Below are 26,994 nucleotides of genomic sequence, written 5' to 3' on the forward strand. Positions count from 1 at the left end.
TTCAACTTGATTTGCAATTTCAGTATTTGAAACTATTTTTGCACCTTCTGGAGCAACTGGAATTTGATTTTTATCCTTTGAAATTTCTGCTATTGAATAATCTGCAGTTTTTTTAAAGTAAGTGGGCGGAATTATAAATTGCTCAACTTTTTTTTTTCTCCATCATAAGTGATAGAGGCTAGCTGCATCAAGCAAAGTTCGACAAGCAATCGCTGATTTTGACTGGCTTTGTATTTCAAATCGCAATCATTAGCAATGTCAATTCCTTTCAGCAGAAAGTCCTGACTGCATTTTTGAGCTTGAATTCCGTATAATTTTTGAGCTTGCTCGCCAACTTCCAACAAAACAAGGGTAGAAGGTGTTTTGCTTACCAATAAATCTCTAAAGTGACTGGCTAATCCAGAAACAAAATGATGAGCATCAAAACCTTTGGCTAGAATGTCATTGAAAGCAATTAATAAGTCCGGAATTTTATTTTCAAGAATTAAATCAGTAACATTTATATAGGTTTCGTAATCTAAAACGTTTAAATTTTCGGTAACAGCTTGACGTGTTAAGTTGTTTCCACAAAAAGAAACCACTCTGTCAAAAATTGACAGAGCATCACGCATGGCACCATCAGCTTTTTGAGCAATAATGTGAAGCGCATCGTCTTCAAAAGCAACGCCTTGGCTAGTAGCTACATCAGCAAGATGTTCTTTGGCGTCTTTTACGGTAATTCTTTTGAAATCAAATATTTGGCAACGCGATAATATAGTTGGTATAATTTTGTGTTTTTCTGTTGTTGCCAATATGAAAATGGCATGTTTTGGCGGTTCTTCCAATGTTTTCAAAAAAGCATTAAAAGCCGCAGAAGACAGCATGTGTACCTCGTCAATGATATATACTTTGTATTGTCCGGTTTGTGGAGGAATACGAACTTGATCAATTAAATTCCGAATATCATCAACTGAATTGTTCGAAGCTGCATCGAGTTCGAATACATTAAAAGCAAAATCTTCATTGGGATCATCATAGCCTGGCTGATTTATTTTTCGAGCCAAAATACGGGCACATGTTGTTTTTCCAACACCACGAGGTCCCGTGAATAAAAGCGCCGAAGCTAAGTGATTGCTTTCTATGGCATTAAGTAAAGTATTGGTAATCGCCTTTTGCCCCACAACATCTTTAAATGTCTGCGGACGATATTTACGGGCCGATACTACAAATTGTTCCATGATTTTCTTTATTCGAAAGCAAATATAGGACTTGAAAAATCAAAAAGCAAGTTCCAAAATTTTAATTTTTTCAGTTATTGATTTTTAATAAAAGATAAGGTAATTCGTTTTTTTTGTGATAACATTTGTGTATTTTCACACATCTTTTATTTCCAGACTTTATAAATCGGTTTTTATATGAATGTTTCCAAAAGAATTGCAATTGTTGGAGGTGGGCTGGCTGGACTTACAGCTGCAATACATTTGTCTAAAATAGGATTAAAAGTTATTTTATTTGAAAAGAACGAATATCCAAAGCATAAAGTCTGCGGAGAGTATATTTCCAACGAAATTTTGCCTTACTTAAATTGGCTTTCTGTAAATATATCCGAATTAAATCCCACTCAAATTTCAAAACTGGATTTCTCAACTGCTGATGGTAGAATAATTCATTGTGATTTGCCACTTGGCGGATTTGGCGTCAGCCGTTATGCTTTGGATGTTTTTCTTTATAAAAAAGCAATTCAAAATGGCTGTGAAATCATCCAGGATAGTGTAGATGATATTGTATATGAAAATGAGATTCATACAATTTCGACTTTAAAAAATGGGGTTTTCACTTCAGAAATTGTCATTGGGGCTTTTGGAAAACGATCCAATATCGATCAAAAACTAAAAAGAGAATTTATTCAAAAAAAATCACATTGGCTGGCTGTTAAAGCCCATTATTCTGGTGAATTTCCAAATGATACAGTGGGTCTACATAATTTTGGTGGAGGATACTGCGGGGTTTCAAAAGTGGAAAACAATGTAATAAATATATGTTATCTGGCCGGTTATGATTCTTTCAAAAAATATAAAAATACAGAAGAGTATCAAAATGAGATTGTAAGCAGAAATCCCCATTTAAAATTGATTTTTGATTCTAGTAAAATGCTTTTTGAAGCCCCGTTAACGATTAGTCAAGTGTCATTTTATAAAAAAACGCTTCTAGAAAATCATATTCTGATGATTGGAGATACTGCTGGCTTAATTCATCCTTTGTGCGGAAATGGTATGGCTATGGCGATTCATAGCGCCAAAATTGTTTCAGAATTGATAGCGAAATTTTATAACAATGAAATAAAATCCAGAGAGCAATTGGAAAAGAGATATTTATGGGAATGGAACCTTAACTTTAAAAAAAGGTTAAGAATGGGGCGTTTTTTAGCGTTTATATTACAAAAACAGAAGACTAGTGCTTTTTTGATGAAAATAATGATTAAATTCCCAAAGTTATTGCCAATTATAATAAAGAGCACTCACGGTCAGTTAATAGATGTTTGTTAATGATTAATAAAAGCTACTAGATGTTTATAAAAACCAGATATAGAACTGATGATCCAGAGATAATGGATGATTTTGATTTAAAAGGAGATGTTTTGAAAACATCGCTGGATAAGATTGCACAAATAAATCAGTTTTTAGGAGGGAATAAATTGACTTTAAAAGGTGTGGAGAAGCTGCTTAAAAAAGTTCCTAATTCAAATCTGATTAAAATAGTAGATGTTGGTTGCGGTAATGGAGATATGTTACGGAAATTAGCTGATTTTGGTTTTCGAAATAATTTAAATCTAGAATTGATCGGAGTTGATGCTAATGGTTTTACTGTAGATTATGCAATTGATTTATCAAGAAAATATTCTAATATCACTTATAGATACCAAGATATTTTCGATGAATCTTTTGATGAGATAAAATGTGACATACTGTTATGTACCTTAACATTACATCATTTTAAGAATGATGAAATTAATAAGTTGCTAACTTTTTTTTATGCGAATTCAAAACTTGGTTTTGTTATCAATGATTTACATCGAAGTTCTATAGCATATCATTTGTTTCAAGTAATTTGTTTTGTGTTTCGTCTAAATGAAATATCTCGGAAAGATGGATTGACATCTATTTTAAGAGGGTTTAAAAAATATGAATTGGTTGCGTTTTCAAAAAATTTAAAGTTTGAAAAATATAATATTCAGTGGAAATGGGCATTCCGGTATCAATGGATAATTGAGAAATAAAATAGATTCAGATTTTTAAATTTTAACCTAGTTATCAAAACAAAAATAAATGAGCGTAAAAATAAAATGTGTTACCAAGCAATTGCCGAAGTTTTCAAGAACTACGGAGGAGATTCTTCCTTTTTTGGATATTTGGTTAGGAGGTCAGGAAGAGCGTTTTATTCGGAAAGTTAAGAAGATTTTTGAGGGAGCCGGAGTCGATAAACGGTATTCGATAATGGATCCGATTTCGGTTTTTGAAAATACTTCGTTTGAAGAGAAAAATGATATTTATATCAGGGAAGTAATTGATTTGGGAGAAAAAGTCTTGGATAAAGCTTTGAAAAAAGCACAGTGGCTGCCAGAAGATTTGGATTATATTATCACTGTGAGCTGTACTGGGATTATGATTCCTTCTTTGGATGCTTATTTGATTAACAGTTTGAAACTGCGACAGGATATAGTACGGCTTCCTGTTACTGAAATGGGTTGTGCAGCAGGGATTTCGGGCATTATATATGCCAAGAATTTTCTCAAGGCGAATCCGGGTAAAAAAGCGGCGGTTATTGCAGTAGAAAGCCCGACGGCTACATTTCAATTGGATGATTTTTCAATGGCGAATATAGTGAGTGCGGCAATTTTTGGAGATGGAGCGTCTTGTGTTTTGCTTTCGTCGGTAGAGGAGGAGGATGGGCCGGAGATTTTGGCGGAAGAAATGTATCATTTTTATGATAAAATTCAGATGATGGGATTTAAGCTCACCAATTCGGGACTGCAGATGATTCTGGATATTGAGGTTCCTGAGACGATAAGTTCTCATTTTGGAGATATCATTCATCCTTTTTTAAAAAAGAATAATTTGGAGATAGCAGCGATTGATTATTTAATTTTTCATCCCGGAGGGAAAAAAATTGTGCAGATTGTAGAAGAGCTTTTTACAGGTTATGAAAAAAATATTGATGACACCAAAGAGGTTTTAAAACTTTACGGCAATATGTCGAGCGCGACCGTATTGTATGTTTTGGAGCGGTTTATGGATAAAAAACCTGAAAAAGGAACGATTGGCTTGATGCTGAGTTTTGGACCTGGATTTTCGGCTCAAAGAGTTTTGCTGCGGTTTTAGAATAATTTTAATCGAAAGATGGAAAAAACGGATATAATTTCAAAACTGCCTTATTCTAAACCATTCTTGTTTGTTGATAAAATCATCAGGATTGATGAAGACGGAGTGGAAGGTGAGTTTACTTTTGATGAGAATCTGGATTTTTACAAAGGTCATTTTAAAGAAAATCCAGTTACACCCGGAGTGATTCTGACGGAGGTTATGGCTCAGATTGGGTTAGTGTGTCTTGGAATTTTTTTATTAAATGAAAAAATAAGTTCAATATCGGTAATCGTCTTAACATCAGTTAGTATTGAATTTTTAAAACCTGTTTTTCCAAACGAAAAAGTAATCGTAATTTCAGAAAAAATCTATTTTAGATTTGGAAAATTAAAATGTAAAGTCAGTATGCAAAATGATAAAGGGGAAATAGTTTGCAGTGGAGTAATTGCTGGTATGATAGGTTGAAAATATAATTAAAATGAAAAATCGTGTTGTTATAACCGGCTTAGGTGTAGTTGCTCCAAATGGGGTGGGACTTGACGCGTTTCAGCATGCGGTAAAGAACGGAATTTCCGGAATAAGACATTTTGAGGAATTGGAAAGATTGAAATTTTCTTGTCAGATTGCCGGAATGCCAGATGTTTCGACTGAATTGGCATTGCAGTATTTTACAGAGCTGGAACTTAAGAATTTTAATTCTTCGGGTATTCTATATGGTGTTATTGCCGGAATTGATGCTTGGAAAGATGCCGGATTATCAATGGAGCGGTTTGATGAACCTGATTGGGACAGTGGCACTATTTTTGGTTCTGGAACTTCCGGAATCGATAAATTTCGGGAGAGCATTTATAAAATTGATGATTTTAAAGTTAGAAATTTAGGAAGCTCTTCTGTGATTCAAACAATGAATAGCGGCGTTAGTGCTTATTTAGGAGGGAAATTAGGATTGGGGAATTTGGTGACTTCAAATTCTTCGGCTTGTACGACTGGAACTGAAAGTATTATTACTGCTTATGACCGCATACAGTCGGGACAGGCTAAACGTATTTTGGCTGGAAGCACAAGTGATTCAGGACCTTATATTTGGGGAGGATTTGATGCGATGCGGGTGTGCACTTATAAACACAACAATTCTCCAGAAACAGGGTCTAGACCTATGTCAGCGAGTGCATCGGGATTTGTTCCAGCCAGTGGCGCCGGAGCTTTGGTTTTGGAAGACTTGGATACGGCTTTAGCACGTGGAGCGAGAATATATGCAGAAGTCTTAGGTGGAGCCTTAAATTCTGGAGGACAAAGAGGATTAGGAACATTAACAGCTCCAAACCCTACAGCTGTCCAAAGATGTATTCAAAATGCAATGTCAAATGCAGGAATTATGGGTCAGGATGTTGATGCGGTTAATGGTCATCTTACGGCAACTACGAAGGATGGTTTGGAAATTTTAAATTGGAGCATAGCTTTAAATCGAGAGGGAATTGATTTTCCTTATATAAATTCGTTGAAATCGACTGTAGGACACTGTTTATCAGGGGCTGGAAGTATTGAAAGCGTTGCTGCTGTTTTACAACTGTATCAAGGATTTGTTTTTCCAAATCGGAATTGTGAAGATCTGCATCCCGAAATTGAAACAATTATTGATTCTTCAAGAATTCCTTTAAAATTGATTGAAACCGATTTAAATATTATTTTAAAGGCCAGTTTTGGTTTTGGAGATGTAAATGGATGTGTTGTTTTTAAAAAAATAATATCTTAGTAGTTTAATATTAAATAGTTAACGTGATAAAAAGGATAACTTTATGGATAGAGAAGAAACATTAGAACAGTTAAAACATATTGTAAAACCGTATGTTCAAGATCAGGAAGCTTTAGATTCTCTGTCTGAAGAAACGGATTTTATAAATGATCTGAAAATAAATTCGGCTAATTTGGTTGATGTTATATTGGATATAGAGGAGAAATTTGATATCATGATTGATAACGAATCGATGAAACAAATGGTTAATGTAAAAGAAGCCATTGGTATTATTGAGGCAGAATTAATGAAAAGCTGAGTTTGATTTCAAAATTTCAAGCTGAATATGACGTAAGGTGTGTTCAAAATTGTTCTCGCAATTACCTTTGCTTTTTTTAAGAGCAAAAATAAAGTGGGGAGCAGGATTTTATGCTATTAAAAAAACTTGATGTTAATGTTCCTAAAAAATAAGCAAAGTATGATTGGGAATGATATAATTGACCTAGACTTGGCTCGAAAAGAGAGTAATTGGAAAAGAAAGGGTTTTCTGGAAAAAATATTTTCTTTGGAAGAGCAAGCAATGATTCATGGTGATCCCAATCCTGAGCTGGTGGTTTGGAATTTATGGAGCAGAAAAGAAGCGGCTTATAAAATTTATAATCGTCATACGGGAATTAGAGGTTATTTTCCGTGGTTATTACAGTGTTCTTACGATAATCAGAATTTGGGTAAGGTTGTTATTGAAGATTTTGTTTTTTATACCCAAACAGAAATAACACATGATTATATTTATTCTGTTGCAGTTTCTGATACGGATTTTTTTGATAAAATAAAACCTCTGGAAACAGCAGAAGATATAAAAAAGGATAATGGAATACCCTATATTCTGGATGCTTTCACTAATTCAATTCAACCAGTATCAAAAACCCATCATGGGCGTTTCCAAAAGATAATTTCGCTATAGAAATTAAGTAATTTCTAATCTTTTTTTTAGTTTTAAAAATAATAAGGCAATCGTATAAGCGTCTTCAGAAGGAGAATTACGGTGGTTTTTAGGCAGTTTGAAAATGTCGGACAGTTCGTTGAGTGAAAACTGCTTATCATTGATATCTACTAATTTTCTATACATGACATCAATGTCTAAGGCTTCATTTTTTAATCGGCCACAGCCGGATCTTGCTAAAGCGCTATTAATCATGTCAACATCAAAATCGACATGATGACCTATTAAAACAGCATTTCCAATATAGTCTATAAATGCCTGTATTGCTTCTGGCTCACTTAATTTTTTCATTTTGCTTTCCAGAATAAATTCATTTGAAAGCCCATTGTCATGAAAATATTTGTACTGCAGAAGAACAGCTTCAAAATTATCACCAATATAAATTCTATTGTTAACTATGGCAAATGAACCAATGGATAAGACAACATCTTTTTCAGGATTCAAACCAGAAGTTTCTGTTGTAAATACAACATACCGCTTGGGTTTTTGATCAAACTTAGAAAGATAAGTTTTCCAAAATTCTGGGTATTCTTTATTTATATTTTTTAGCCAATCGAGCATCATTATGAAAATTGCGTTAGTTTGAAATTACTTTTAATTAATTCTTCGAGTTCTTTCATTGGGGCTAAGGCATTCTTTAATTTTTCTTTGTCCAGTTTAGTTAATTCACTTAGATTGATATATTGTCCAGAGTTTTCATTTTTTAAGCCTTCATTTACTCTAAATTTTGATAAGGTTAAAAATGCTTCGGCACAATTTAGGTAAATATCTGAATTTTTGGAATCAATAATTGCTAACTGTTTAAAACGTAAGTAGGTGTTGTTTAATCCTTTTATTTTAAAATGCAGTGCAAACAATCTTGCTCCATCAATAAGCGGCATTAAAGCTCTGGTTTTTATGTCAAATTTATCTTTATTTGGTTCATCTTCTTCTACTGCAAATTTCTTAAAAAATGTAAGAGGTGAATTTTTCCTCAAAGCATCATTTCCGAGGAAATCAAAAAATAAAGTATTGTGTTCTAAATCTTTTAGAATGACATTTTCTATCGCTTCGAATATTTTTTTCTCGCCAAATACAAGTTCCTGATCAAAGAAAATACTGCTAAGATCATTACTGTTTTCACCTGGAGTATTCATCCAGCTGTCATATTGTTTAGTCCAGTCTGTTAGTGATTTACACCAAAGCATATTGCTTGCCATGTGGCCGTTTGGACATAATTCATAACCAACTTTTTCGAGTGTTGCAGTGGTCTTTTTACCTAATTTCAAAAAGTAATCTCTTATGTCCCTGTATTTGTCCGGAGCAACATCTTCAAAGATCAAAATGCTGTCTTGATCAGTAAGCAGTAACTGTTCTTTTCTTCCTTGACTCCCTATGCTTAACCACACAAAACGGGCAGGAGGAGAACCTAATTCTAAAATCGACAATTCGACTGCCCGCTTTAAAATAGCAAGATTTATCTCGCTTGTAATATTGTTTATGTTGGAAAGCGGAATATTTTTATGAATTGAATTCTGAATCAATTCAGTTAATCGCTCTCTAAGATTTTTTAGATCTTTACCATTCGAAGCTCTTTTGATTTCTTTAATTAAAACACCAGGATTATTGGCTTGTGCTATAATCAGATCGTGTTCTGAAATCATTCCTTTAACAACTGATTTGTCTGTTCCGTCTACAGTAACGCATAAATGGGTCACATTATTTTTTAGCATAACAAGCTGTGCTTCAGCTAGTGAGATATTCTCAACTACAGTTACTACAGGAGAAGACATGATAGCTTTCACGGTAACAGTTAATGGAAATATTCCTGTAGCAATTTTGGAACACATATCGGTATGGGTTACAATTCCAATAGGCAATTTGTTATCACAAATGACAGCACAAGTTGATAAATTTTCGGTCATTAAGAGCGCAACATCCTTAACCGCATCATTAATGGTAACTGTAAGCGGTGATCTGTTATAGGTTAAAGATTGGAAATACTGCATTTCCGACTTTTGATCTATATAGAATACATCATTAGCCAGTTTTTCTCTTAAGTTTTCTTTTTCTTTTGGGTGCCAGGTATTTGTGGCAAAACTTTCCAAAAGAAAGTTCAGCACATCTGGATTATTGGCAACAAATGGTCTGAATGCCGCAATAGGAATAGCATATACGATTGATTCTTCACGAGATTTAGCTGTCATCATGTAGTTATTTTTGGCAAAAAATGGTCTGAGGCCAAAAACATCACCAGCATGACATTTATTTAAAAGTGTTTCTTCAGCATCTGCGATTACTGATAAATTTATCGTTCCAGAAGCAACAACATAGAAACAATCGTGAAGTTTATCGTTTACTTGAAATAAAGTTTCGTTTTTTTCTAAATTTAAAACTCTAATATTTGTAGCAATAGCTGACAATTCCTGAAAAGTCAAGTTGTCAAAAGGCGGATATTCCTTTAAAAAATCAGCAATATTCTCTGCAATTGTATTCATAGTTTTTTTTGTAAAGTAATATCTGTAAAAATAGTAAAAAATAGAAGTAAAAGAAAGGTATGAATTTTAAATTTGATTTATCGATGCTATAGTTAATTTTTTCATAAATAGCAGTTTAATTGTTATATGTTAGATGTAAATATTTAATTTTAGTATTAAATAATTAAAAAAACGATGAAAAATTTTAAAAACACATTACTAGTTTTATTTTCTTTTTTTGCAGTATCATTTGCAAATGCGCAAGAGAAACCGAAAAGTCCGGCAGAAACAGTTACCGGTAAAATAAAGGGCGCTACAATAACCATTAATTATGGAAGTCCGTCTGTAAGAGGCAGAAAAATATGGGGGGAATTAGTTCCGTTCGATGCTGTTTGGCGTGCTGGAGCAAATGAAGCAACAACATTTGAAACCGACAAAGATCTGACTATTGAAGGATCAAAACTGCCAGCTGGAAAGTATTCTTTTTTTATAATTCCAAATGAAAAAGAAAGCACAATTATTTTTAACAAGGAAGCAAAACAATGGGGAGCTTACAAATATGATGAAAAAAAGGATCAGCTTCGTGTAAAAGTTAAACCTAAAACTGGTAGTTCCAGTGTAGAAAAATTAGTTTATACAATTAATTCAGATGATGTTGTTTTAAGCTGGGATAATTGGAATGTTGGTTTCAAAGTGAATTAATTTTAAAGAATTTAGAAAACAAACAATTTTTAAAATCATCGTCAATCATTGGCGATGATTTTTTTTGGATTATTTAGAAGTATTAAAGAGAGGTTAGTGCAGTTTTTTTATGTTTGATTTTATAAAATTGAATTTAAATGATTTAATATCTATTAATTGATTAAGGTTTATTAAAAATTCTATTTTACATAATATAAATTATAGTTCATATTATATACGCTTTAAAATCATTAAGTTCTTAGTTTTCAATTCTTTGTTATTCCTTTCTGTCATAGAACTTTCGTTTTGTAATGATATACACTTTATTCTAATACCTAATGTTTTGTCTAAATTAATGCTGGTTGTTGGGCTTTCGCCAATGCTGGCACCAACAATTGGCGGCTATGTGACGAGTTATTGGGGATGGCATATTGTGTTTTTGATATTAATGTGCATGGGGCTTTTTGTGCTGATTATTGCTCAATTTGGTCTGCCAAAAACTCATGAGCCGGATTTGTCAATTTCTCTGAGGCCCAAGCCAATTATCAATAATTTTGTATCGATTATCAAAGTGCCGCAATTTTACACCTATGCTTTTACAGGTTCAATCGCATTCTCAGGATTGTTTACTTATGTTGCTGCTTCTCCCATTTTATTCATGGACATTTTAAAAGTGGATGCCACAGTTTACGGATGGATTTTTGCTTTTATGTCTATGAGTTTTATTGGTTCGAGCCAATTGAATTCGCTTTTATTGAGAAGAAATACAGGAAGCGCATCAGCTTTAATGGGGGCTTTCCAGTTGGGAATGGGAGCTTTGGCTTCATTTGCCGTTGGTGTTTTTGTTAAAAATTCAATGGTTCCAATGGTTGCTATTATGACTTGCACCACGATTATTACTTTTATTATTTTAAATATTGGTAAAAGAAAAATAAAGGAAACTGTTGTGAATGATTATGGAGATGATGAAATTATGATGGGGCATTAAAATTTTATCAATATTTTTTCAGAACGAGCATAGTATTGATTCGCTTTACGGGGATGGATTACTTCGTCAGTTCGCTTTCGCTCGTGTGCAAATTCACGCTGTCGTTTTTTTTATTTTTTAATTACCTGCCTGTCAAACCCTTGTGTATTATCGGCAGACTTTTTTCAACGAAGTCCAGAAAATGAGTATCGAATTTTATAAAAATAAGAGCAATCATTGTACATTAGCAATCAGTTTATATCGAAGAATTTTAAGAAACACACATTATGAAACACTTTAAAAGCATCTTTTTATTTTTATGCATGACCCACTTTTTCTGTGTCAATGCCCAAGACAACGCACCTATTAAAGAATTTAATTTTGGTGCAAATGCTGATAAAAAATCTGGTACAGTCATAAATAAAGCTGTTGCGTATACTAAAGCTATTGGATACGGATTTGATTTACAATCCGATAAAAATGTAACATTTGATGAAAAATCAATATCAGCTAAGAGTCCGTTCTATTTTTCGATAAAGCTTCCAGAAGGGAATTATAGTGTGGAGGTCGTTTTGGGCGGCAGCAACAGCGGAATTACAACTGTAAAGACCGAGTCCAGAAGATTGATGCTGCGAGAAATTAAAACTGCTGCAAAAGAAACTAAAACAGCACGTTTTGTGGTGAATGTCAGAACCGCGAAATTTGATGTGAACAATACCATTAATCTTAAACCTGCTGAACTTAAGGGGTTGAATTGGGATGAGAAATTAACTTTGGAGTTTTTGGGAACATCAATTGTTCAAAGCATCAAAATTTATCCTATTTCAAAAATTAAAACGATTTATGTGGCTGGAGATTCTACCGTTATGGAACATGATTCGGAGCCCTGGGCATCTTGGCCACAGTTTTTTTCAAATTATTTGACGACAGATGTAGTGATGGCCAATTATGCTTGTTCAGGTTTGACGCTCCGTTCTTTTACATCTGGATATCGATTAGATAAAATTTTATACTTGATGGAACCAGGTGATTATCTTTTTATTGAGTTTGGCCACAATGACGAAAAAGCAACAGGAGAAGGAAAAGCAGCTTCGGGAGTATATACCGCATTACTGAAGGATTTGATTACCAAAACCAGAAATAAAGGAGGTTCTCCAATATTGATAACTCCAACACAAAGACGTTATTTTAATCCTAATGGGACTTTAAAGCCTACTCACGGCGAGTTTCCAGATGCAATGCGAAAAGTGGCTCAAGAGATGCAGGTTCCTTTGATAGATCTTACTAAAATGACAACTTCTTTGTATCAAAGCTGGGGTAATGAACTTTCAAAAAAAGCATTCGTTTATTATCCAGACAACACCTTCCCCGGACAAATAGGCGCTTTGGCTGATAATACCCACTTTAATAATTTTGGCGCCAATGAAGTGGCCAGATGCATAGTACAGAATGTTAAAAATACAGGTTTGGATCTTTTTAAAAATATAAAACCTGGAGTTCCTTATTATATTTTTAAAAGCCCAAGCAAACCAAGTGATTGGACTATGCCGATGAGCGCCCGAATTGAAGCGGCCAAACCCGACGGGGAATAAAAACTTAGATTTCTAAGCATATTGCAATGCCTCAAAATTATCTTATATTTTAAAAAAAAAAGCTACTATTACAAGTAGCTTTTTTTTTGTGGCATTAATAACTTTTATGAGATACAAAACGTTCGTCTTATGATTGCGGGCATGGATTACTTCGTCAGTTCGCTTTCGCTCGTGTGCAAATTCGCGCTATCGGGTGGTTGTTCCTCAAAATTATTTTGAAATAACTTTGAAAGCTATGTAAGGCGCTATTGCCAACCAAATCGGTATAAGAATCCAAATTTGGCCTTCAGTAAAATTATAAGCATGTAACAATTGTTTCCAAGAAATTCCACGCATAATTCCAAAACTAAACTCAAAAGCTAAAGTTAAGACTGACCAAACAATTCCTATTATTAATGCTAGCTTTGCCGTATTTGGAGGAAACCATTTTACGACTAAACAACTATAAATTCCAATGAGAATAATTAAGGAAAATGTTGAAATTTGGTGCGCAGCTAATTCACTTATGTATTTTTTATACCACAAATCTCTAGTAGCTCCATTTAAAATTGCAAGCAGAAGCATAGGAAACCAGCATAGTAAGTATTTTATCATTGTGAATTATGGTTTTAATTATATCTAATTTTCTGTTGCTACAGCGGATGTATGAGCGGGACGCTCGCAGTAGTCTTACAATCGCTTTGTTAATTCTGCTATTGTAGTATATAATCCAATTAACAGAATGAATAAAATGCCATACAATCTATAGTCTGTAAATAAATTGATGTTTTATTTATTTTTCAATTCTTCTTATAGTAACCAGCGTTGCAAACGCGACGAGCACCAGTTGAATCATAATTCCAAAGCTATTTTGATAAAATCTCCTGTTGATTTTCCAATAATTGCCATTCCAGCATCATGTGGATTTTCTAATTTATATCTTCCTTTAGCCGATCCGTTAAGAGCATAATCAAATCCTTCTATTGTAACAATGCACCAATGTTTTTCTCTACATTCAACAATTACTTCATCAACGTAAAATGGCCATTCTCCAGTAAAATCTGATTTGTGAATTTTTAACGATTTAAATTTAGAATTATATTTTCTATTGAAATCATCTATAAATGTTCTCTTATGAATTTTTTTCGGAGTTTGTTTAAATCTAGTTGTAATTTGTCTATAATCTTTATTGCCAAAATCCTTCTCATATAGTCTTCCAAAATCATAGAACGAAGAAACTGCCATTCCTTTTGCTTTATCTCCTAAGCAGTCAAAAATAAATTGTCTTGACAAGGCTGAAATGAATTTTTCAAAAGCAATAATTATAATTGAATTCAATTTGTCAAACACTTCATGATTTTGTTCTAAATCCATCAATTTATTCAACAATTTTTCGTCCTCAAATAAATATTTGTTTTCAAAATTTTCCCATAACTCTTTTGTGTTTAATGGAATATTTTTATTGTCAGTAATTAAATCAAAGTTATAGTATCGTGACTTTTTTCCAAATTCGGAGATTATAAAAAGTAGCTCTTTTAAATCATCATTCTCTTTAAGAAATTTAATGTCAGCTTTGTATTGCGATCTTTGAAAATCCACATAATAATTTTCTAAGATTTCTTTTAGCAAGGATTCTAAATTATGACCGAGATTTTTTATGTAATTATGGTTGGGATATTTGTCATGAATATTCTTGTAAGCAATACAAATATAAGATTTCATGAATCTTTCGAAACCTTGAGATAAAAGTTGAAATGGTAAAAAGTAGAAATCATTTACGGCATTTAAATTTTGTAATTCGCCTAAACCTAAAATTATTAGTTTACTCGATGTTTCAAGTTCCTCCAATAACGCAAAGTATTTTATAATTTCGGTATTGTCTTCCATTTAAGCTGTTTCTGTGACTTGTTGCCAATTAGTTAATATTTAAATAAAACAAACCTTCGTAAAGAAAATCTAATTGGATATTATAAGAAGGTTTGTTTTGCTTTGTATTTCTCAAATATATAGTTTTTTATCAGCAATTATAGCCTGAATGAAAAACTATTATGCATCGGCTTTCGTTCTCTTCTCTGGCCTGATAATCATCCTCAAAGATTGGTCTTTGGAGAAATAAGCAATCATCCAATGGTAAAAAGTATTGATTCTATTGCGGTAGGTTATCAAGGACATTAAGTGTACGAATAACCAAATCATCCAAGCAAAAAAGCCGTTGAAATGCATTTTTGGTTTTGGTAAATCGACTACGGCTTTGTTTTTTCCAATGATTGCCATTGAACCTCGGTCATTGTATTTAAAGGGTTTTAATGGTTTGTCTTGAACCATTAGTTTGAAGTTTTCTGCCAGATTCACTCCTTGCTGGATGGCCACTTGCGCCACTTGGGGATGACCTCCGGGGAAATCTACATCGTTGAGCTGGATGCTGGTATCGCCAATGGCGTAGATATTTTCGGTTCCGTTTACTTTGTTGAAAGCATCGGTAGCCATTCGCTTGCCGCGACCGTAACTTTCTGCAGGAATTCCTTCAAATTCTCTGGCTGAAACTCCCGCCGCCCAAATTAAGTTTTTGGTTTGGATGGTTTTGCCGTCGCCTAGAAAAACGGTGTCGTCTTTATAATCCACCACTCGGGAATTTAGTTTTACAACAACTCCAAGCTGTGTCACAGCTTGGAGGGTATCAGCTTGTGACTCCAAGCTCATAGGCGACAATAAGGCATCTCCTCCATCTACCAAATAAATATTGCTGGCGGAAGTTTGTAATTCGGGATATTCTTTGAGCAAAATATTTTTTCGCATTTCGGCAAACATTCCGGAAACTTCCACTCCTGTTGGACCTCCTCCAACAACCACAATAGTTAAATGCTTCCTGCGTTCATGAATGTCTTTGCAGATAGATGCTTTTTCCAGATTTTTCAATAAGGCATTGCGCATTTCGATGGCATCATTAAGTGTTTTCATCGGAATGGCATTTTCCTTGACATTTTCCATCCCAAAATAACTGGTTTCGGCTCCCGTTGCAAAAACCAAGCGGTCGTAATGCAATTCGCCGTTATTGAGTACGATTTTGTTTTCGGCAGGAATTACTTTTTGCAGTTCGCCCAAACGAAACTGCAGATTCTTTTTGCCTGCAAAAAATTTTCGAAAAGGATAACTGATGCTTGAAGGTTCTAAAAAGCCTGTGGCTACCTGATAAATGAGCGGCGGAAAGAAATTATAATTGTTTTTGTCTACAAGGGTTACTTCAATTCCTTTTTGATTCGTTAGTTCTTTGGCTAAATTAATTCCAGCGAAACCTCCGCCTATTATTACTATTTGCATATTGACTTTTTTATAGTTATTAGTGACTAGTAATTAGTGACTAGTTATTAGCCAGCATGAAATAAAGCTTTAAAAGCTAATCACTAATTACTACTCACTAATAACTTACTATTTATAAAAGTACAATATATATAAGGAGCAAAGTTTAGTTTTTGAATTTTTTAACAGGCTTTTCTGCTATTTCAGTTTTGTTTTGCAGCAAATAATTAGCCAGCAATTTTTCAATCAATTCATCTTTGGTCAGATGATGAAAAATGGTTTTTATTTTTGTCTTTAATTCGGCATCTACGTCGTGATTGGGTTTGGTTTTGAAGATTTGCTTCGCCCATAAAAGTGTGTTATTTTCTTCAATACTCGCCACAGACGGCTTTTTGTATTTGGAAAACTGAATCCCCAATTCTCTTTCGAAATCAGCGATTTCAGTTTCTTCTTCGGGTTGTAAAACAGTTAAAGATAATCCTTTGGCTCCTGCCCTAGCGGTTCTTCCGCTACGGTGAACATAAACTTCATACACATCTGGCAAATGATAATTGACTACATAAGAGATTTCTTTTACGTCAATTCCCCTTGCAGCCAAATCGGTTGCCACCAAAATATTGATGTGTCCTTCACGAAACTGCTCCATGATTCGGTCACGGATTCCTTGTGATAAACTTCCGTGCAAAGCTCCAGATGAAAATCTGTTGATTGCCAGGTTTTTGGCTAGTTTATTGACAGCGGCTTTGGTTTTACAAAATATAATACCGCGCTCACCATCTTTAGAATTCAGGAAATGCATTAAAACATCTAGTTTTTCTATAGGATCTACCACAATATAGTTGTGATCAATCCCTTGATTGCCGACAGTTTCCATGCTGGCGCTTACCGTCACTACATTTTTGTTTAGGTAATTCTGGATTAACTGCTTAATGGTTCCGGGCATGGTTGCCGAAAATAAAAAGGTTCTGTAAGTTTTGGGTAATTCGGTTATGATTTCGTCCAAAGCTTCTTTAAGGATAGAAACCATTTCGTCGGCTTCATCGAGAACTAGAAATTTAGTTTCTTTTAGGTTTATGGCTTTACGCTGCAGTAAATCGATTAAACGGCCTGGTGTTGCCACGACAATATGCGTTGGTGTTTTTAATTGTTCAATCTGCGGTTTTATTGGAATTCCTCCGCAAACGCTTGCAATTGAAACTTCAGGAAGATATTTAGCGAAGCTTTCCAAATTATTGAAAATCTGCTGCCCCAGTTCTCTTGTAGGTACTAGAATCACTGCTTGCACAGCTGAAATATTAGTATCAATTAATTGCAGTAACGGCAACCCAAAAGCAGCGGTTTTTCCCGTTCCTGTTTTGGCAAGTCCAACAATATCGGTACTGCTTGATAACAATAGCGGAATTGTTTTTTGCTGAATCTCGGTTGGGGTTACAATTCCCATTTCGGTAACCGCTTTTAGTATTCCTTTTGAAACTCCTAAATCTGAGAATTGTGTTGACATGCTTTTTTGTTTTTAATTGTAAAATGCTTTTGAATAGCAGAATGTTGTCATAGCTCCGATAGCAGTGGAAATCCTTTGTGGGCTGGGGTTCAGCCCACAAAGATTGTAACGGATAGCGGGAAATAGCTCCAAAAATATTGTTTTATTGGTCATGAAAAAGACGCATTGTAATGGTAGAGACGCATTGCAATGCGTCTCTACAGATGTGCGTTATGCAAAATTATTAATCGGCTTCGTTCATGATTTTCTCACGATATTTTTTCCCAATTAATAAGGTCATTTTTAGTTTATAATCGTCCATTAACCATTCTCTGTAGTTTTTACTGCATTGGCTAAGGCATTTTGAAAAACGTTTTACACGGTATTCAATATCTGCTTCCAATTCTTTTGAAAGCGCTTTGGCTTCCTGCAGTTCTTCGGTATTATCCACACACATAGCAGCGTGCTGGTCAATTGATTTATCTAAAACTACTTTGGATCTTAAGTTCTGAGCTATAGCAAGTTTGTGCTCTTCATCTACATCAAAAGTTACATCGGCAGTTTTGCTGAATCTTGCACGCAATTCCGGAGGCATTGTGTATTTGAAATGCAATTCGATTTCGCTGTCGTCTCTTAGATTTTCTAAGTAAAACTCAGGAGATTTAAAGATATGCTGCCAGTTTACGGGATCGCTCCAAAGACCGAAACGAGCGGCGTTATTACCTAAATCAATTACGGTAAATTCGTCTTTTTTAGGCAATTTTCTAGAACCACGGCCTATCATTTGGAAATAAAGCGTCAACGATTTTGTTGCTCTGTTCAAAATAATGGTTTCAACAGTTGGCTCATCAAAACCGGTTGTAAGGATTCCTACCGAAGTAAGAATAGCATCGGGTGTATGTTTAAACCAATGTAGAATCTCTTTTCGTTCTTCGGTACTGCTGGTGTTATCAAGGTGACGAATACCGTAACCTGCTTCTCTAAACGTTTCATAAACATATAAAGAAGTGTTGATGCCGTTGTTGAAAATCAAGGTTTTTTTGCCTAAAGATTTTTCGGTATAGGCATGCAGTAATTTTTCCTGCATGGCCATGTTAGTGTATAAATCATCAGAAGATTTTACGGTGTAATCGCCATTGATACCTACTTTTAACGATGTTAAACCAACATCATAACTATAAGTAATTGCTTTTGCCAAGAAACCATTTTCTATTAAGGAGTTGATGGTGTCTCCCACAATCAATTCATCATAGCTTTGGTGCATTGGCAGTTTTATATTCGAACTCAAAGGAGTAGCTGTAACTCCAAGGATGAATGCATTTTTGAACGATTTTAATAATTTTCTAAAGGAATTGTAATGCGCCTCATCGATAATTACCAGACCTATATTATCTAAATGTAATTTTTCGTCATTGATACGATTTTTCAAAGTTTCGACCATTGCAACAAAACAAGAATAATCATTTTGGTCCGGAAGTTCTTTTACTTTACTGTTGATGATTTTGTTTTTTACGTCAAAACCTTTTAACATTTTTGAAGTTTGTTTACACAACTCGATACGGTGTGTAAGCACCACCACTTTTTTGTTGTGCTGGGACAAATAACGGCGTACGATTTCAGAAAAAATAACAGTTTTTCCTCCACCAGTAGGCAATTGGTATAATAAATGATGTTGTGCCGGAGCATTATCTATACGCTCAAAAATGGCGTCAATGTCTCCTTGCTGGTAAGCGTAAAGTTCTTTTTTGGCTTCGATTTCAATTTCTAAACTTTCTTGATGCATTGTATGTTTTTCGATTTTTGCAAAAATACACCTAAAAAACAGTTATTAAGCCATATTTTTTTAAAAATTATCTTTGGAATTAAATTAAAATGATTTTTCAAACGGCCTTTTAATCTTCTAAAAGTGCGATACTTGTTTTGAAATCAGATAGATTCTGCCATTTTTGTTGTGAAATTTCTTCGCAAATTCCGATTAAACGAGTTTTAAATTCGCTCATAATTCCATTTGAAATGATGAAGTTTAGGGCTTGATCAAATGAATTAAACATGCTTTTGTAAAATAATTCTTGTTTTATAATATTCTCTGAAGCAAAAGTCTGAGCAATTTCGATGTTATAAAGCATTACATCGGCAATAACGAATGGGTCAACTCCTAATACTATAAAGTGTTTGATGTATTTTTGGGCAACAGAGCGTCTCATTTTTGGTTTTTTTCTTTTTCCTTTTGTCTGCATCGGGAAATATTCTTGTGAGATTTTGAGCTTACATTCCTGCAGTAAGTTTTCTTCTTTTGGATTAAAAACAAAATTGTAATACACTTTTACCGGAGGGAACTTTTCATACAATTCAAGAATCTGCTCTTCCAGCTGTTCTTTGGTAAGTTCATTTAGATATTTTTTTAAATCGCGCTTGCTCATTTTCAAAGTTTAATAATACAAAAGTAATTTACTTTTTAAACGAATACACCAATAATGATTGATATTGACTAATTTTGGGCTTTTAAATTAAAAAACAACTTCGAATGCTTAGAATTTTCAAAATTACCGCTATTTTAGAAGGTATCTCTTTTTTGGTTTTAATTATTAATATGGTGATTATCAAAACCAATAATCCTGAACTTTATCATACAATAGTACGTCCGTTTGGAATAGGACATGGTGTATTATTTATAGGTTATGTTTTATTGGCTATTTTGCTGAAGAATGCGCAAAAATGGAATTTCAAGGTTTTTGGAATTATTTTGGCAGCTTCGTTGATTCCGTTTGGTACTTTTTATGTGGAGAAAAAATATTTGTAAAATTTCTAGCAGTTAGTATTAGTGAACAGTGATTGGTTTTTTGATACTAACAGCTAATCACTTAAAAAATAAAACATGGATAAACTCATTCATATCATTTTTAGTTTTCTCTATCCTGTTTTCAGGGATTGGGGAATGAGCAGATCAGTATCGACGTACTTGAGTTTGTTTTTCAACACTATTTTGCTTTGTGTTTTGGCTTATTGGCTGTATGTGGTTTTTCGATTTGTATTGGTAACTATTTTGGCTATCGTTGCCCAAAGAACTAAAACTAAATTTGATGATTTATTAGTGAGTAACAAAACGGCCAAGTATATTGCTTATTTGGTGCCGCTGTTTTTTGTTTTTAGGTCGGTTCCGGTAATTTTGGATAAATTTGAATATTGGGAGAATGTTTTTGGAAAAACTGTTGCCACTTACATTGTTTTACTTATTTTATGGATTATTCGAACCATTTTTAATTCGGTAAGAGATTATTTAAAACTGATTCCGCGTTACAGCGACAAACCTATTGACAGCTTCATACAGGTTATTATGATTGTGCTGTGGATGCTTGGGATTACGTTTATAATTTCGAAGTTATTTGATATTGATCAAAAAGAGCTGCTGACAATACTTGGAGCGGTTTCGGCCGTAATTATATTAATTTTCAGAGATACGATTCTAGGTTTTGTAGCAAGCGTCCAAGTGGCGATAAACGACATGGTTCGTATTGGAGATTGGATTACAATGGATCGTTACGGTGCTGATGGCGATGTGATCGAAATTAATTTAGCCACAGTGAAAGTTCGAAATTTTGACAATACAACAACTACGATTCCAACGTATAGTTTGAGCTCCGACTCTTTTCAAAACTGGAGAGGAATGCTCAATTCTGACGGAAGACGCATCAAGAGACATATTATTATCAAAGCCAATAGCATTCGTTTTCTTGAAGATGAAGAGCTTAATAACTTGAAAAAAATAAATCTTATAAGCGCTTATATTGACTCCCGAAAGCTCGAAATTGACAACTATAATCGAGGAAATAAAATTGATAAAAGCTTGGCTATAAATGGTCGCAACCTCACTAACTTGGGATTGTTCAGAAAATATATTATCCAATACCTGCAGCAATATCCAGGTTTGAATAAAGATATGCTGATGCTTTGCCGGCAGCTGCAACCTACGCCTTATGGTGTTCCGCTGGAAGTTTATGCTTTTTCTAAAGACAAACGTTTTGAGAATTACGAATATATTATGGCCGATATATTTGACCATATTATTGCATCTGTTCCTTACTTTGACTTGGAATTTTTTGTAATGCCTTCAGAAAATGTTATTAAGCCTTATTAGCAGAATTAAAAATAAAAAATCACTAAATCCAAACGTATAGATTTAATGATTTTTTATTTTTTTAGATCTAAACATTCTTAGCAACTTAGAATCTCAGAAACTTAACATCTTTCTCCTAACCTATCCTATCTTTTACAAATTCAATCTCTGTTTTTCCGTGTGCTTTTGGTTTACCATCTTCGCCTAAATTTACCATTACGGTGCTGTCTATAGTGATGATAGTTTCTCTGGTCATCATGTTTCTGGCTTCGCATTTTAGTTCCAATGAAGTATGTCCAAATTTAACCACATCAATCCCAATTTCGATGATATCACCTTGTCTTGCCGAACTTCTGAAATTGATTTCCGACATGTGTTTGGTAACAATTCGTGGGTTTTCCAATTGTATAATCGAATACAAGGCTAATTCTTCGTCTAACCAAGCTAATAATTTACCTCCAAATAAGGAGCCGTTAGGGTTTAAATCTTCTGGTTTTACCCATTTTCTAGTGTGAAATCTCATGTTTTTTCATTTATTAATGCTAAAATAATACATTGCTAACAGTAATTTTTATATTTTTAAAGAAAAAAAGATGGATCAGAGAGATAAATTGATAAAAGAAATTCGTGGTGAATCATTGGGAAATATTAATATTCAATCCTCTTCAGAAGAGTTGTTTCAGAATGAGGTACTTAGACCTATTTTGAAATTGCAGAACGATTTGTTTATTGCCTCTTTTTTAAATTACATCAGCAAATACAAAAGAGATTTTTACACCAAAACGGTTGAAAATAAGCTGGCTATTATTGAAAATGCGATCCAAAAAGATATTAAATTCCGAAATGCTTTAAAAGGAATGATTATCGCACTGTTCACAACTGACGAATATGCACTTTACATTAAAAATTCATCTAGTTTAAATAAAAGGATGATGAATTTATTGATTGAAAGATTGAAAAGCCAAGTACAGCTCTTTGAAATAGAATAAAATTCAAAAGAAATATAAAAAAAACAGCCTCTCAACTATTAATTTGAGAGGCTGTCTTTTTTTAAATGTTTTTTGTTAGTCAATTTTATTGTTTAAAACGTAGAAGTTCTTATCCACCTCTACTTTTTCAATTTTAAAAGGACTGTTTAATTCAGTCCATTCTGATTTTGGGTTTAAGCTGACTTCAGTTTCGTTTACTAAAACTTTCAAAGGCATTTCAAAACCAGCAACAGTATTTGTCCATCGGTATTTTAAAGTGTTTTCCTGAAAAGAGTATTCTAATGTAGGAATTCGGGTATCTCTTAAATATTGATTAAAGAATGGGTTTAAATCCAAACCAGTCTGTTGGCTCAAGTAATCCTCAATCTGTTTAGTTGTTACTGTTTGGTGATAAAAAGTACTGTTCAAACCTCTCAATATAGTTCTCCATTTTGCATCGTCATTTACTAACTGGCGCAAAGTATGCAGCATATTGGAACCTTTGTAATACATGTCGCCAGAACCCTCGTTGTTTACATCATAATTGCCAATGATTGGTCTGTCATTTTGAATGTTTTTTCGAATTCCCCGCACATATTCGGCTCCAGCGTCTTTTCCATAGTAATACTCAAGAAAAAGACTTTCTGAATAACAGGTAAAACTTTCGTGAATCCACATGTCGGCAATATCTTTGTAGGTAATATTATTGGCAAACCATTCATGTCCTGATTCATGGATGATGATAAAATCGAATTTCAGTCCCCAGCCAGTTCCGCTTAAATCACGTCCTAAATAACCATTTTGATATCCATTTCCGTAAGTCACACAGCTTTGGTGTTCCATTCCCAAATAAGGAGTTTCCACTAGTTTATAGCTGTCCTCATAAAAGGGATATGGTCCAAACCAGTGTTCAAAAGCTTTCAGCATTTTGGGTACATCTTTGAATTGCGCTTTGGCTTTGGCCAAATTATCTTTCAGTACATAATAAGTGCAGTCCAAATCACCTTTTTCTCCTTTGTATTTCTCAGAAAAAGTGACATAATCTCCAATATTGATATTTACGCCATAATTATTGATTGGATTTTTTACAACCCAAGTATAGGTTTTGGTACCGTCTTTTAGTGTTTTTACATTTTCTAAACGTCCATTAGAGACATCGGTTAATTTTCCGGGAACATTCACGCTAATCTTCATTCCTTCCACTTCATCATACATGTGATCTTTGTTTGGCCACCAAACACTGGCGCCCAGTCCTTGGCAGGATGAAGCTATAAAATCATTCCCTTTTTTGTCTTTTTTCCAAGTCAATCCTCCATCCCATGGCGGTCTGACAGCAATTTTTGGCTTACCATGATAAAATATTTTTATCTCTTTTGTCGCTCCCGTATTTTGAGCAGAAGCCAATGTTATGAAAAAAACATTGCCATCTCTTTTGTATTTTAACTCCGTTCCATCTTGAGTAATTTTGGTAATTTCCATCGGTTGCTGCAAATCAATCTGCATTACAGTATAAGGTTTTAATACTTTATATTGAATAGTATTAGATCCAGTAATTGTGCTGTCTGCAGGATTTACTTTTACATCTAAAATATAGTATTTTAGATCCCACCAAGCTCTTTCTTTGGTAATGCTTCCGCGTAGAGTATCCTGATGTGTAAAAGCAGTTTCAGACTTATTCAGAAGTCCTTGTGCTTGAATTGCATTGGAAATTAAGAATGCAATCAATAACGATTTTAGGTATTTTTTCATCGATTTGAAAATTTTCAACCAAAACTACATACTTTTTTAAATATTTCACAGCATGAGTTTGTTAATAGTAACAATTTTATTTTGGCGTGTCCCCTGCGTAAAAACTTCGGGGTCGGGTTTTGCGTTCCCGCTTTTTTTTATTTGGTCTCTGTTTAAAAAAAACGAGACCAAATAAAAAAAGAGCTCCACTGCACCCCCTCACGCGAGACAATGGGAATCATTAGCCATGAATTTTGCATAATTTAGATTTTTAATTTGGATACTGTTTTAAATAAAATTACTTCGCTTCTTGTAAAGACTTGCTAAAAGTCCTTACAAGAAGCGAAGCAATAACAATTGTTATATCAAAATATAAAATTAGAGATGCTTTTTAGTCTATTTAATGTAATTGCAACAGAAAAAAGAATGCAAATTTTATTTCTGACGACTTTTTAAAACGTTGATTACATTATCCAATTTAAATCCTTTCGCTTGCAATAAAATTAGATAATGAAAAAGTAAATCGGCACTTTCGCTCAAGAATAAATCATCATTGTCATCTTTAGCTTCAATTACCACTTCTATTGCTTCCTCACCTACTTTTTGAGCAATTTTATTGATTCCTAATTTGAATAAAGAAGCTACATAACTCTTCTCTGAATCGGCATTTTCTCTACGAGTTGTAATCGTTTTTTCTAAATGCGAAATAAATCCATATTCTTGATTATTAGGTTCTTGCCAGCATGTATCTGAACCAGTGTGGCAAGTAGGCCCAACTGGCTTTGCCTGAATTAAAAGAGTATCGCCGTCACAATCATTTTTGACATCTATCAGATTTAAAAAGTTGCCGCTTTCTTCGCCTTTCGTCCAAAGTCTTTGTTTCGATCGGCTAAAAAAAGTTACTTTTTGCGTGTCTATAGTTTTCTGATAGGCTTCGGCATTCATGTAACCTAACATCAAAACATTTTTGGTTTCGCTATCTTGAATTATCGCAGGAATCAATCCGTGTGCGCTTTTTGAAAAATCTATGTTCATTTTTATAATTTAATGATTGAAAATTAAAAGATTGAAAGATTATCAAATTAGATTTTCTTTTCTCTTTTTTCTATGCTCTAAATTCTCACTTCTATATTGTTGTTTTTTAATTCTTTTTTCAATGTCTTGATTTCAATTTCTTTGAAATGAAATACGCTTGCTGCTAATGCTGCATCAGACTTTCCTTCTACAAATGTATCAACAAAATGCTGGATATTTCCAGCTCCGCCTGAAGCAATAATTGGAATATTCACTAATTCTGAAAGTTTAGCCAAAGCTTCATTCGCAAATCCGTTTTTGGTTCCGTCGTGATTCATCGAGGTAAAAAGGATTTCTCCAGCTCCTCTTTCTTCTACTTCTTGTGCCCAATCGAATAATCGAATCTCAGTAGGTACTTTTCCTCCAACCAAATGCACGATCCATTCTCCGTCAATTTGCTTAGCATCAATGGCGACAACAACACATTGACTTCCGAATTTTTGAGCCAAATCATTAATCAACTGCGGATTTTTTACTGCCGATGAATTGATAGAAACCTTATCAGCGCCATTTTGAAGTAAAACTTCTACATCTTCAACTGCCGAAATTCCGCCACCTACAGTAAATGGAATATTGATGGTTGCAGCCACTTTTCGAACCAAATCAACCAAAGTTCTTCTTCGCTCTTCGGTTGCTGAAATATCAAGGAAAACCAATTCATCAGCACCTTCATCCGAATAGATTTTGGCTAATTCCACAGGATCGCCGGCATCACGCAAATCTACGAAATTAACGCCTTTTACGGTTCTTCCGTTTTTAATGTCCAGACAGGGTATTATTCTTTTTGTTAACATTTTTTTGTTTTTATAAACCGTATTTATTGTAGAGAGGCACTGCAGTGCCTCTCTACAACGTTTTAATACGAAATGATATAATTTTCTAACTGTTTCAATGAAATTCGACCTTCATAAATAGCCTTCCCGATAATTGTTCCTTCACAACCCAGTTCAGCAAGTTTAGGCAATTCATCAAAGGTTGAAATCCCACCAGAGGCGATTAATTTGATTCCTTTGGCTTCTGATAAAATTTTGGCATACAAATCAAAACTTGGTCCTTCCAGCATTCCGTCTTTGGCAATATCAGTGCAAATTACGTATTTGATTCCTTTGTTTTGATAGTCTTGAATAAACGGAACCAAATCTTCATCAGAATCTTCCAACCATCCTGAAACAGCTACTTTTTCATTGTTAGCATCAGCACCAAGAATAATTTTATCCGAACCGTATTCAGCAATCCATTTCTCGAAAATCGTTCTGTTTTTTACGGCAATACTTCCGCCAGTAATTTGGTTTGCACCGCTTTCGAAAGCAATTTTCAAATCAGAGTCAGCTTTTAAACCGCCACCAAAATCAATTTTCAATTTAGTTTGCGAGGCAATTTGTTCCAATATTTTATAATTGACAATCTTGCTAGATTTTGCTCCATCCAAATCCACTAAATGCAAGTATTCGATTCCGTGGGCTTCGAATGATTTTGCTACTTCAATCGGATTTTCATTGTATATAATTTTGGTATTGTAATCGCCTTTGGATAAGCGGACACATTTTCCTTCTATGATGTCTATTGCAGGTATTATTCTCATT

The 26,994-nt window shown here is 34.0% G+C and carries 26 protein-coding genes and 1 pseudogene; 13 read left to right on the forward strand and 14 right to left on the reverse strand.

The features are described 5' to 3' along the window. Positions 1-131: 131 nt before the first annotated feature. The gene (gene dnaX / locus CLU83_RS05405; RefSeq protein ID WP_100430666.1) at positions 132-1,217 is read right to left on the reverse strand and encodes a DNA polymerase III subunit gamma/tau; all 1,086 of its coding nucleotides are present in this window, start codon (positions 1,215-1,217) and stop codon (positions 132-134) included. A gap of 177 nt (positions 1,218-1,394) precedes the next feature. Here dnaX and CLU83_RS05410 point away from each other — a divergent pair, with 177 nt between their 5' ends. The 7 genes from CLU83_RS05410 (at position 1,395) to CLU83_RS05440 (ending at position 7,036) form a co-directional block, all read left to right on the forward strand. Further along, complete coding sequence (locus CLU83_RS05410; protein ID WP_100430667.1) at positions 1,395-2,525, forward strand: NAD(P)/FAD-dependent oxidoreductase; 1,131 nt, start codon at positions 1,395-1,397, stop codon at positions 2,523-2,525. A 20-nt stretch (positions 2,526-2,545) separates the two neighbouring features. Next, positions 2,546-3,256 carry a methyltransferase domain-containing protein gene (locus tag CLU83_RS05415; protein WP_100430668.1) on the forward strand — a complete coding sequence of 237 codons (711 nt, stop codon included), beginning with the start codon at positions 2,546-2,548 and terminating at the stop codon, positions 3,254-3,256. A 49-nt stretch (positions 3,257-3,305) separates the two neighbouring features. Next, positions 3,306-4,358: a type III polyketide synthase gene (locus CLU83_RS05420; protein ID WP_100430669.1), complete on the forward strand. Its 1,053-nt coding sequence runs from the start codon at positions 3,306-3,308 to the stop codon at positions 4,356-4,358. Between the two features lie 18 nt (positions 4,359-4,376). Beyond that, positions 4,377-4,805 (forward strand): 3-hydroxyacyl-ACP dehydratase FabZ family protein, encoded by a 429-nt coding sequence (locus CLU83_RS05425; protein WP_100430670.1) that lies wholly within the window; start codon positions 4,377-4,379, stop codon positions 4,803-4,805. A 13-nt stretch (positions 4,806-4,818) separates the two neighbouring features. Then, positions 4,819-6,093 (forward strand): beta-ketoacyl synthase, encoded by a 1,275-nt coding sequence (locus tag CLU83_RS05430; RefSeq protein ID WP_100430671.1) that lies wholly within the window; start codon positions 4,819-4,821, stop codon positions 6,091-6,093. A 43-nt stretch (positions 6,094-6,136) separates the two neighbouring features. Next, complete coding sequence (locus CLU83_RS05435) at positions 6,137-6,391, forward strand: acyl carrier protein (RefSeq protein WP_100430672.1); 255 nt, start codon at positions 6,137-6,139, stop codon at positions 6,389-6,391. 135 nt (positions 6,392-6,526) lie between these two features. After that, positions 6,527-7,036 carry a 4'-phosphopantetheinyl transferase superfamily protein gene (locus tag CLU83_RS05440; protein ID WP_232726990.1) on the forward strand — a complete coding sequence of 170 codons (510 nt, stop codon included), beginning with the start codon at positions 6,527-6,529 and terminating at the stop codon, positions 7,034-7,036. Between the two features lie 3 nt (positions 7,037-7,039). Here the strand turns inward: CLU83_RS05440 and CLU83_RS05445 are convergent, their stop codons facing one another. Together CLU83_RS05445 and CLU83_RS05450 are read right to left on the reverse strand one after the other, a co-directional pair. After that, positions 7,040-7,639, reverse strand: coding sequence for an exonuclease domain-containing protein (locus CLU83_RS05445; protein WP_369828752.1), 600 nt, complete (start codon positions 7,637-7,639; stop codon positions 7,040-7,042). After that, positions 7,639-9,552 (reverse strand): DUF294 nucleotidyltransferase-like domain-containing protein, encoded by a 1,914-nt coding sequence (locus tag CLU83_RS05450; RefSeq protein ID WP_100430673.1) that lies wholly within the window; start codon positions 9,550-9,552, stop codon positions 7,639-7,641. Before CLU83_RS05450 ends, CLU83_RS05445 begins: the two co-directional genes overlap by 1 nt. 174 nt (positions 9,553-9,726) lie before the next feature. Between CLU83_RS05450 and CLU83_RS05455 the strand changes: the two genes are divergently transcribed. The 3 genes and pseudogenes from CLU83_RS05455 (at position 9,727) to CLU83_RS05465 (ending at position 12,771) form a co-directional block, all read left to right on the forward strand. After that, positions 9,727-10,233, forward strand: coding sequence for a DUF2911 domain-containing protein (locus CLU83_RS05455; protein ID WP_100430674.1), 507 nt, complete (start codon positions 9,727-9,729; stop codon positions 10,231-10,233). Positions 10,234-10,543: 310 nt separating this feature from the next. Continuing rightward, a pseudogene (locus CLU83_RS05460) lies at positions 10,544-11,200 on the forward strand (MFS transporter); the annotation flags it as partial. Between the two features lie 266 nt (positions 11,201-11,466). Beyond that, positions 11,467-12,771: a rhamnogalacturonan acetylesterase gene (locus CLU83_RS05465; protein ID WP_100430676.1), complete on the forward strand. Its 1,305-nt coding sequence runs from the start codon at positions 11,467-11,469 to the stop codon at positions 12,769-12,771. A gap of 210 nt (positions 12,772-12,981) precedes the next feature. Here CLU83_RS05465 and CLU83_RS05470 read toward each other — a convergent pair whose 3' ends face one another. The 6 genes from CLU83_RS05470 to CLU83_RS05495 all read right to left on the reverse strand — a co-directional run bounded on the left by CLU83_RS05470 (position 12,982) and on the right by CLU83_RS05495 (position 19,947). After that, on the reverse strand, positions 12,982-13,365 hold the full coding sequence (locus CLU83_RS05470) for a hypothetical protein (RefSeq protein ID WP_100430677.1): 384 nt from the start codon (positions 13,363-13,365) through the stop codon (positions 12,982-12,984). A gap of 237 nt (positions 13,366-13,602) precedes the next feature. Then, positions 13,603-14,637, reverse strand: coding sequence for a hypothetical protein (locus CLU83_RS05475; protein ID WP_100430678.1), 1,035 nt, complete (start codon positions 14,635-14,637; stop codon positions 13,603-13,605). 159 nt (positions 14,638-14,796) lie between these two features. Then, positions 14,797-16,068 carry an NAD(P)/FAD-dependent oxidoreductase gene (locus CLU83_RS05480; protein WP_100430679.1) on the reverse strand — a complete coding sequence of 424 codons (1,272 nt, stop codon included), beginning with the start codon at positions 16,066-16,068 and terminating at the stop codon, positions 14,797-14,799. Positions 16,069-16,213: 145 nt separating this feature from the next. Beyond that, positions 16,214-17,548, reverse strand: a complete 1,335-nt coding sequence (locus CLU83_RS05485) for a DEAD/DEAH box helicase (protein ID WP_100430680.1) — start codon at positions 17,546-17,548, stop codon at positions 16,214-16,216. A gap of 223 nt (positions 17,549-17,771) precedes the next feature. After that, entirely contained in the window at positions 17,772-19,310 is a 1,539-nt protein-coding gene (locus CLU83_RS05490; RefSeq protein WP_100430681.1) for a DEAD/DEAH box helicase, read from the reverse strand. A gap of 109 nt (positions 19,311-19,419) precedes the next feature. Continuing rightward, a complete protein-coding gene (locus CLU83_RS05495) occupies positions 19,420-19,947 on the reverse strand; it encodes a DUF6155 family protein (RefSeq protein ID WP_100430682.1) in 528 nt (175 codons plus the stop codon). Between the two features lie 104 nt (positions 19,948-20,051). Between CLU83_RS05495 and CLU83_RS05500 the strand changes: the two genes are divergently transcribed. Then, the gene (locus CLU83_RS05500) at positions 20,052-20,327 is read left to right on the forward strand and encodes a DUF3817 domain-containing protein (protein WP_100430683.1); all 276 of its coding nucleotides are present in this window, start codon (positions 20,052-20,054) and stop codon (positions 20,325-20,327) included. Between the two features lie 75 nt (positions 20,328-20,402). Beyond that, positions 20,403-21,662 carry a mechanosensitive ion channel family protein gene (locus CLU83_RS05505; protein ID WP_100430684.1) on the forward strand — a complete coding sequence of 420 codons (1,260 nt, stop codon included), beginning with the start codon at positions 20,403-20,405 and terminating at the stop codon, positions 21,660-21,662. A 115-nt stretch (positions 21,663-21,777) separates the two neighbouring features. Here the strand turns inward: CLU83_RS05505 and CLU83_RS05510 are convergent, their stop codons facing one another. Continuing rightward, a complete protein-coding gene (locus tag CLU83_RS05510) occupies positions 21,778-22,164 on the reverse strand; it encodes an acyl-CoA thioesterase (RefSeq protein ID WP_077370601.1) in 387 nt (128 codons plus the stop codon). A 70-nt stretch (positions 22,165-22,234) separates the two neighbouring features. Here CLU83_RS05510 and CLU83_RS05515 point away from each other — a divergent pair, with 70 nt between their 5' ends. Then, positions 22,235-22,630 (forward strand): glyoxalase, encoded by a 396-nt coding sequence (locus CLU83_RS05515; RefSeq protein WP_100430685.1) that lies wholly within the window; start codon positions 22,235-22,237, stop codon positions 22,628-22,630. 75 nt (positions 22,631-22,705) lie between these two features. Here CLU83_RS05515 and CLU83_RS05520 read toward each other — a convergent pair whose 3' ends face one another. The 4 genes from CLU83_RS05520 to hisA form a co-directional block, all read right to left on the reverse strand. Further along, complete coding sequence (locus CLU83_RS05520) at positions 22,706-24,358, reverse strand: M1 family metallopeptidase (protein ID WP_100430686.1); 1,653 nt, start codon at positions 24,356-24,358, stop codon at positions 22,706-22,708. Positions 24,359-24,772: 414 nt separating this feature from the next. Next, positions 24,773-25,372: a bifunctional phosphoribosyl-AMP cyclohydrolase/phosphoribosyl-ATP diphosphatase HisIE gene (gene hisIE / locus CLU83_RS05525; RefSeq protein ID WP_100430687.1), complete on the reverse strand. Its 600-nt coding sequence runs from the start codon at positions 25,370-25,372 to the stop codon at positions 24,773-24,775. Positions 25,373-25,449: 77 nt separating this feature from the next. Continuing rightward, complete coding sequence (gene hisF / locus CLU83_RS05530) at positions 25,450-26,205, reverse strand: imidazole glycerol phosphate synthase subunit HisF (protein WP_100430688.1); 756 nt, start codon at positions 26,203-26,205, stop codon at positions 25,450-25,452. A gap of 62 nt (positions 26,206-26,267) precedes the next feature. Further along, positions 26,268-26,993: a 1-(5-phosphoribosyl)-5-[(5-phosphoribosylamino)methylideneamino]imidazole-4-carboxamide isomerase gene (gene hisA, locus CLU83_RS05535; protein WP_100430689.1), complete on the reverse strand. Its 726-nt coding sequence runs from the start codon at positions 26,991-26,993 to the stop codon at positions 26,268-26,270. Position 26,994 lies beyond the last annotated feature (1 nt).

It is taken from the genome of Flavobacterium sp. 1 (assembly GCF_002797935.1).
Lineage (GTDB): Bacteria > Bacteroidota > Bacteroidia > Flavobacteriales > Flavobacteriaceae > Flavobacterium.

What these genes read in the sequence shown, in the direction of transcription:
- dnaX (WP_100430666.1), bottom strand. Translation starts at nt 1,217, where the DNA reads ATGGAACAATTTGTAGTATCGGCCCGTAAATATCGTCCGCAGACATTT.
- CLU83_RS05410 (WP_100430667.1), top strand. Translation starts at nt 1,395, where the DNA reads ATGAATGTTTCCAAAAGAATTGCAATTGTTGGAGGTGGGCTGGCTGGA.
- CLU83_RS05415 (WP_100430668.1), top strand. Translation starts at nt 2,546, where the DNA reads ATGTTTATAAAAACCAGATATAGAACTGATGATCCAGAGATAATGGAT.
- CLU83_RS05420 (WP_100430669.1), top strand. Translation starts at nt 3,306, where the DNA reads ATGAGCGTAAAAATAAAATGTGTTACCAAGCAATTGCCGAAGTTTTCA.
- CLU83_RS05425 (WP_100430670.1), top strand. Translation starts at nt 4,377, where the DNA reads ATGGAAAAAACGGATATAATTTCAAAACTGCCTTATTCTAAACCATTC.
- CLU83_RS05430 (WP_100430671.1), top strand. Translation starts at nt 4,819, where the DNA reads ATGAAAAATCGTGTTGTTATAACCGGCTTAGGTGTAGTTGCTCCAAAT.
- CLU83_RS05435 (WP_100430672.1), top strand. Translation starts at nt 6,137, where the DNA reads ATGGATAGAGAAGAAACATTAGAACAGTTAAAACATATTGTAAAACCG.
- CLU83_RS05440 (WP_232726990.1), top strand. Translation starts at nt 6,527, where the DNA reads ATGTTCCTAAAAAATAAGCAAAGTATGATTGGGAATGATATAATTGAC.
- CLU83_RS05445 (WP_369828752.1), bottom strand. Translation starts at nt 7,639, where the DNA reads ATGATGCTCGATTGGCTAAAAAATATAAATAAAGAATACCCAGAATTT.
- CLU83_RS05450 (WP_100430673.1), bottom strand. Translation starts at nt 9,552, where the DNA reads ATGAATACAATTGCAGAGAATATTGCTGATTTTTTAAAGGAATATCCG.
- CLU83_RS05455 (WP_100430674.1), top strand. Translation starts at nt 9,727, where the DNA reads ATGAAAAATTTTAAAAACACATTACTAGTTTTATTTTCTTTTTTTGCA.
- CLU83_RS05465 (WP_100430676.1), top strand. Translation starts at nt 11,467, where the DNA reads ATGAAACACTTTAAAAGCATCTTTTTATTTTTATGCATGACCCACTTT.
- CLU83_RS05470 (WP_100430677.1), bottom strand. Translation starts at nt 13,365, where the DNA reads ATGATAAAATACTTACTATGCTGGTTTCCTATGCTTCTGCTTGCAATT.
- CLU83_RS05475 (WP_100430678.1), bottom strand. Translation starts at nt 14,637, where the DNA reads ATGGAAGACAATACCGAAATTATAAAATACTTTGCGTTATTGGAGGAA.
- CLU83_RS05480 (WP_100430679.1), bottom strand. Translation starts at nt 16,068, where the DNA reads ATGCAAATAGTAATAATAGGCGGAGGTTTCGCTGGAATTAATTTAGCC.
- CLU83_RS05485 (WP_100430680.1), bottom strand. Translation starts at nt 17,548, where the DNA reads ATGTCAACACAATTCTCAGATTTAGGAGTTTCAAAAGGAATACTAAAA.
- CLU83_RS05490 (WP_100430681.1), bottom strand. Translation starts at nt 19,310, where the DNA reads ATGCATCAAGAAAGTTTAGAAATTGAAATCGAAGCCAAAAAAGAACTT.
- CLU83_RS05495 (WP_100430682.1), bottom strand. Translation starts at nt 19,947, where the DNA reads ATGAGCAAGCGCGATTTAAAAAAATATCTAAATGAACTTACCAAAGAA.
- CLU83_RS05500 (WP_100430683.1), top strand. Translation starts at nt 20,052, where the DNA reads ATGCTTAGAATTTTCAAAATTACCGCTATTTTAGAAGGTATCTCTTTT.
- CLU83_RS05505 (WP_100430684.1), top strand. Translation starts at nt 20,403, where the DNA reads ATGGATAAACTCATTCATATCATTTTTAGTTTTCTCTATCCTGTTTTC.
- CLU83_RS05510 (WP_077370601.1), bottom strand. Translation starts at nt 22,164, where the DNA reads ATGAGATTTCACACTAGAAAATGGGTAAAACCAGAAGATTTAAACCCT.
- CLU83_RS05515 (WP_100430685.1), top strand. Translation starts at nt 22,235, where the DNA reads ATGGATCAGAGAGATAAATTGATAAAAGAAATTCGTGGTGAATCATTG.
- CLU83_RS05520 (WP_100430686.1), bottom strand. Translation starts at nt 24,358, where the DNA reads ATGAAAAAATACCTAAAATCGTTATTGATTGCATTCTTAATTTCCAAT.
- hisIE (WP_100430687.1), bottom strand. Translation starts at nt 25,372, where the DNA reads ATGAACATAGATTTTTCAAAAAGCGCACACGGATTGATTCCTGCGATA.
- hisF (WP_100430688.1), bottom strand. Translation starts at nt 26,205, where the DNA reads ATGTTAACAAAAAGAATAATACCCTGTCTGGACATTAAAAACGGAAGA.
- hisA (WP_100430689.1), bottom strand. Translation starts at nt 26,993, where the DNA reads ATGAGAATAATACCTGCAATAGACATCATAGAAGGAAAATGTGTCCGC.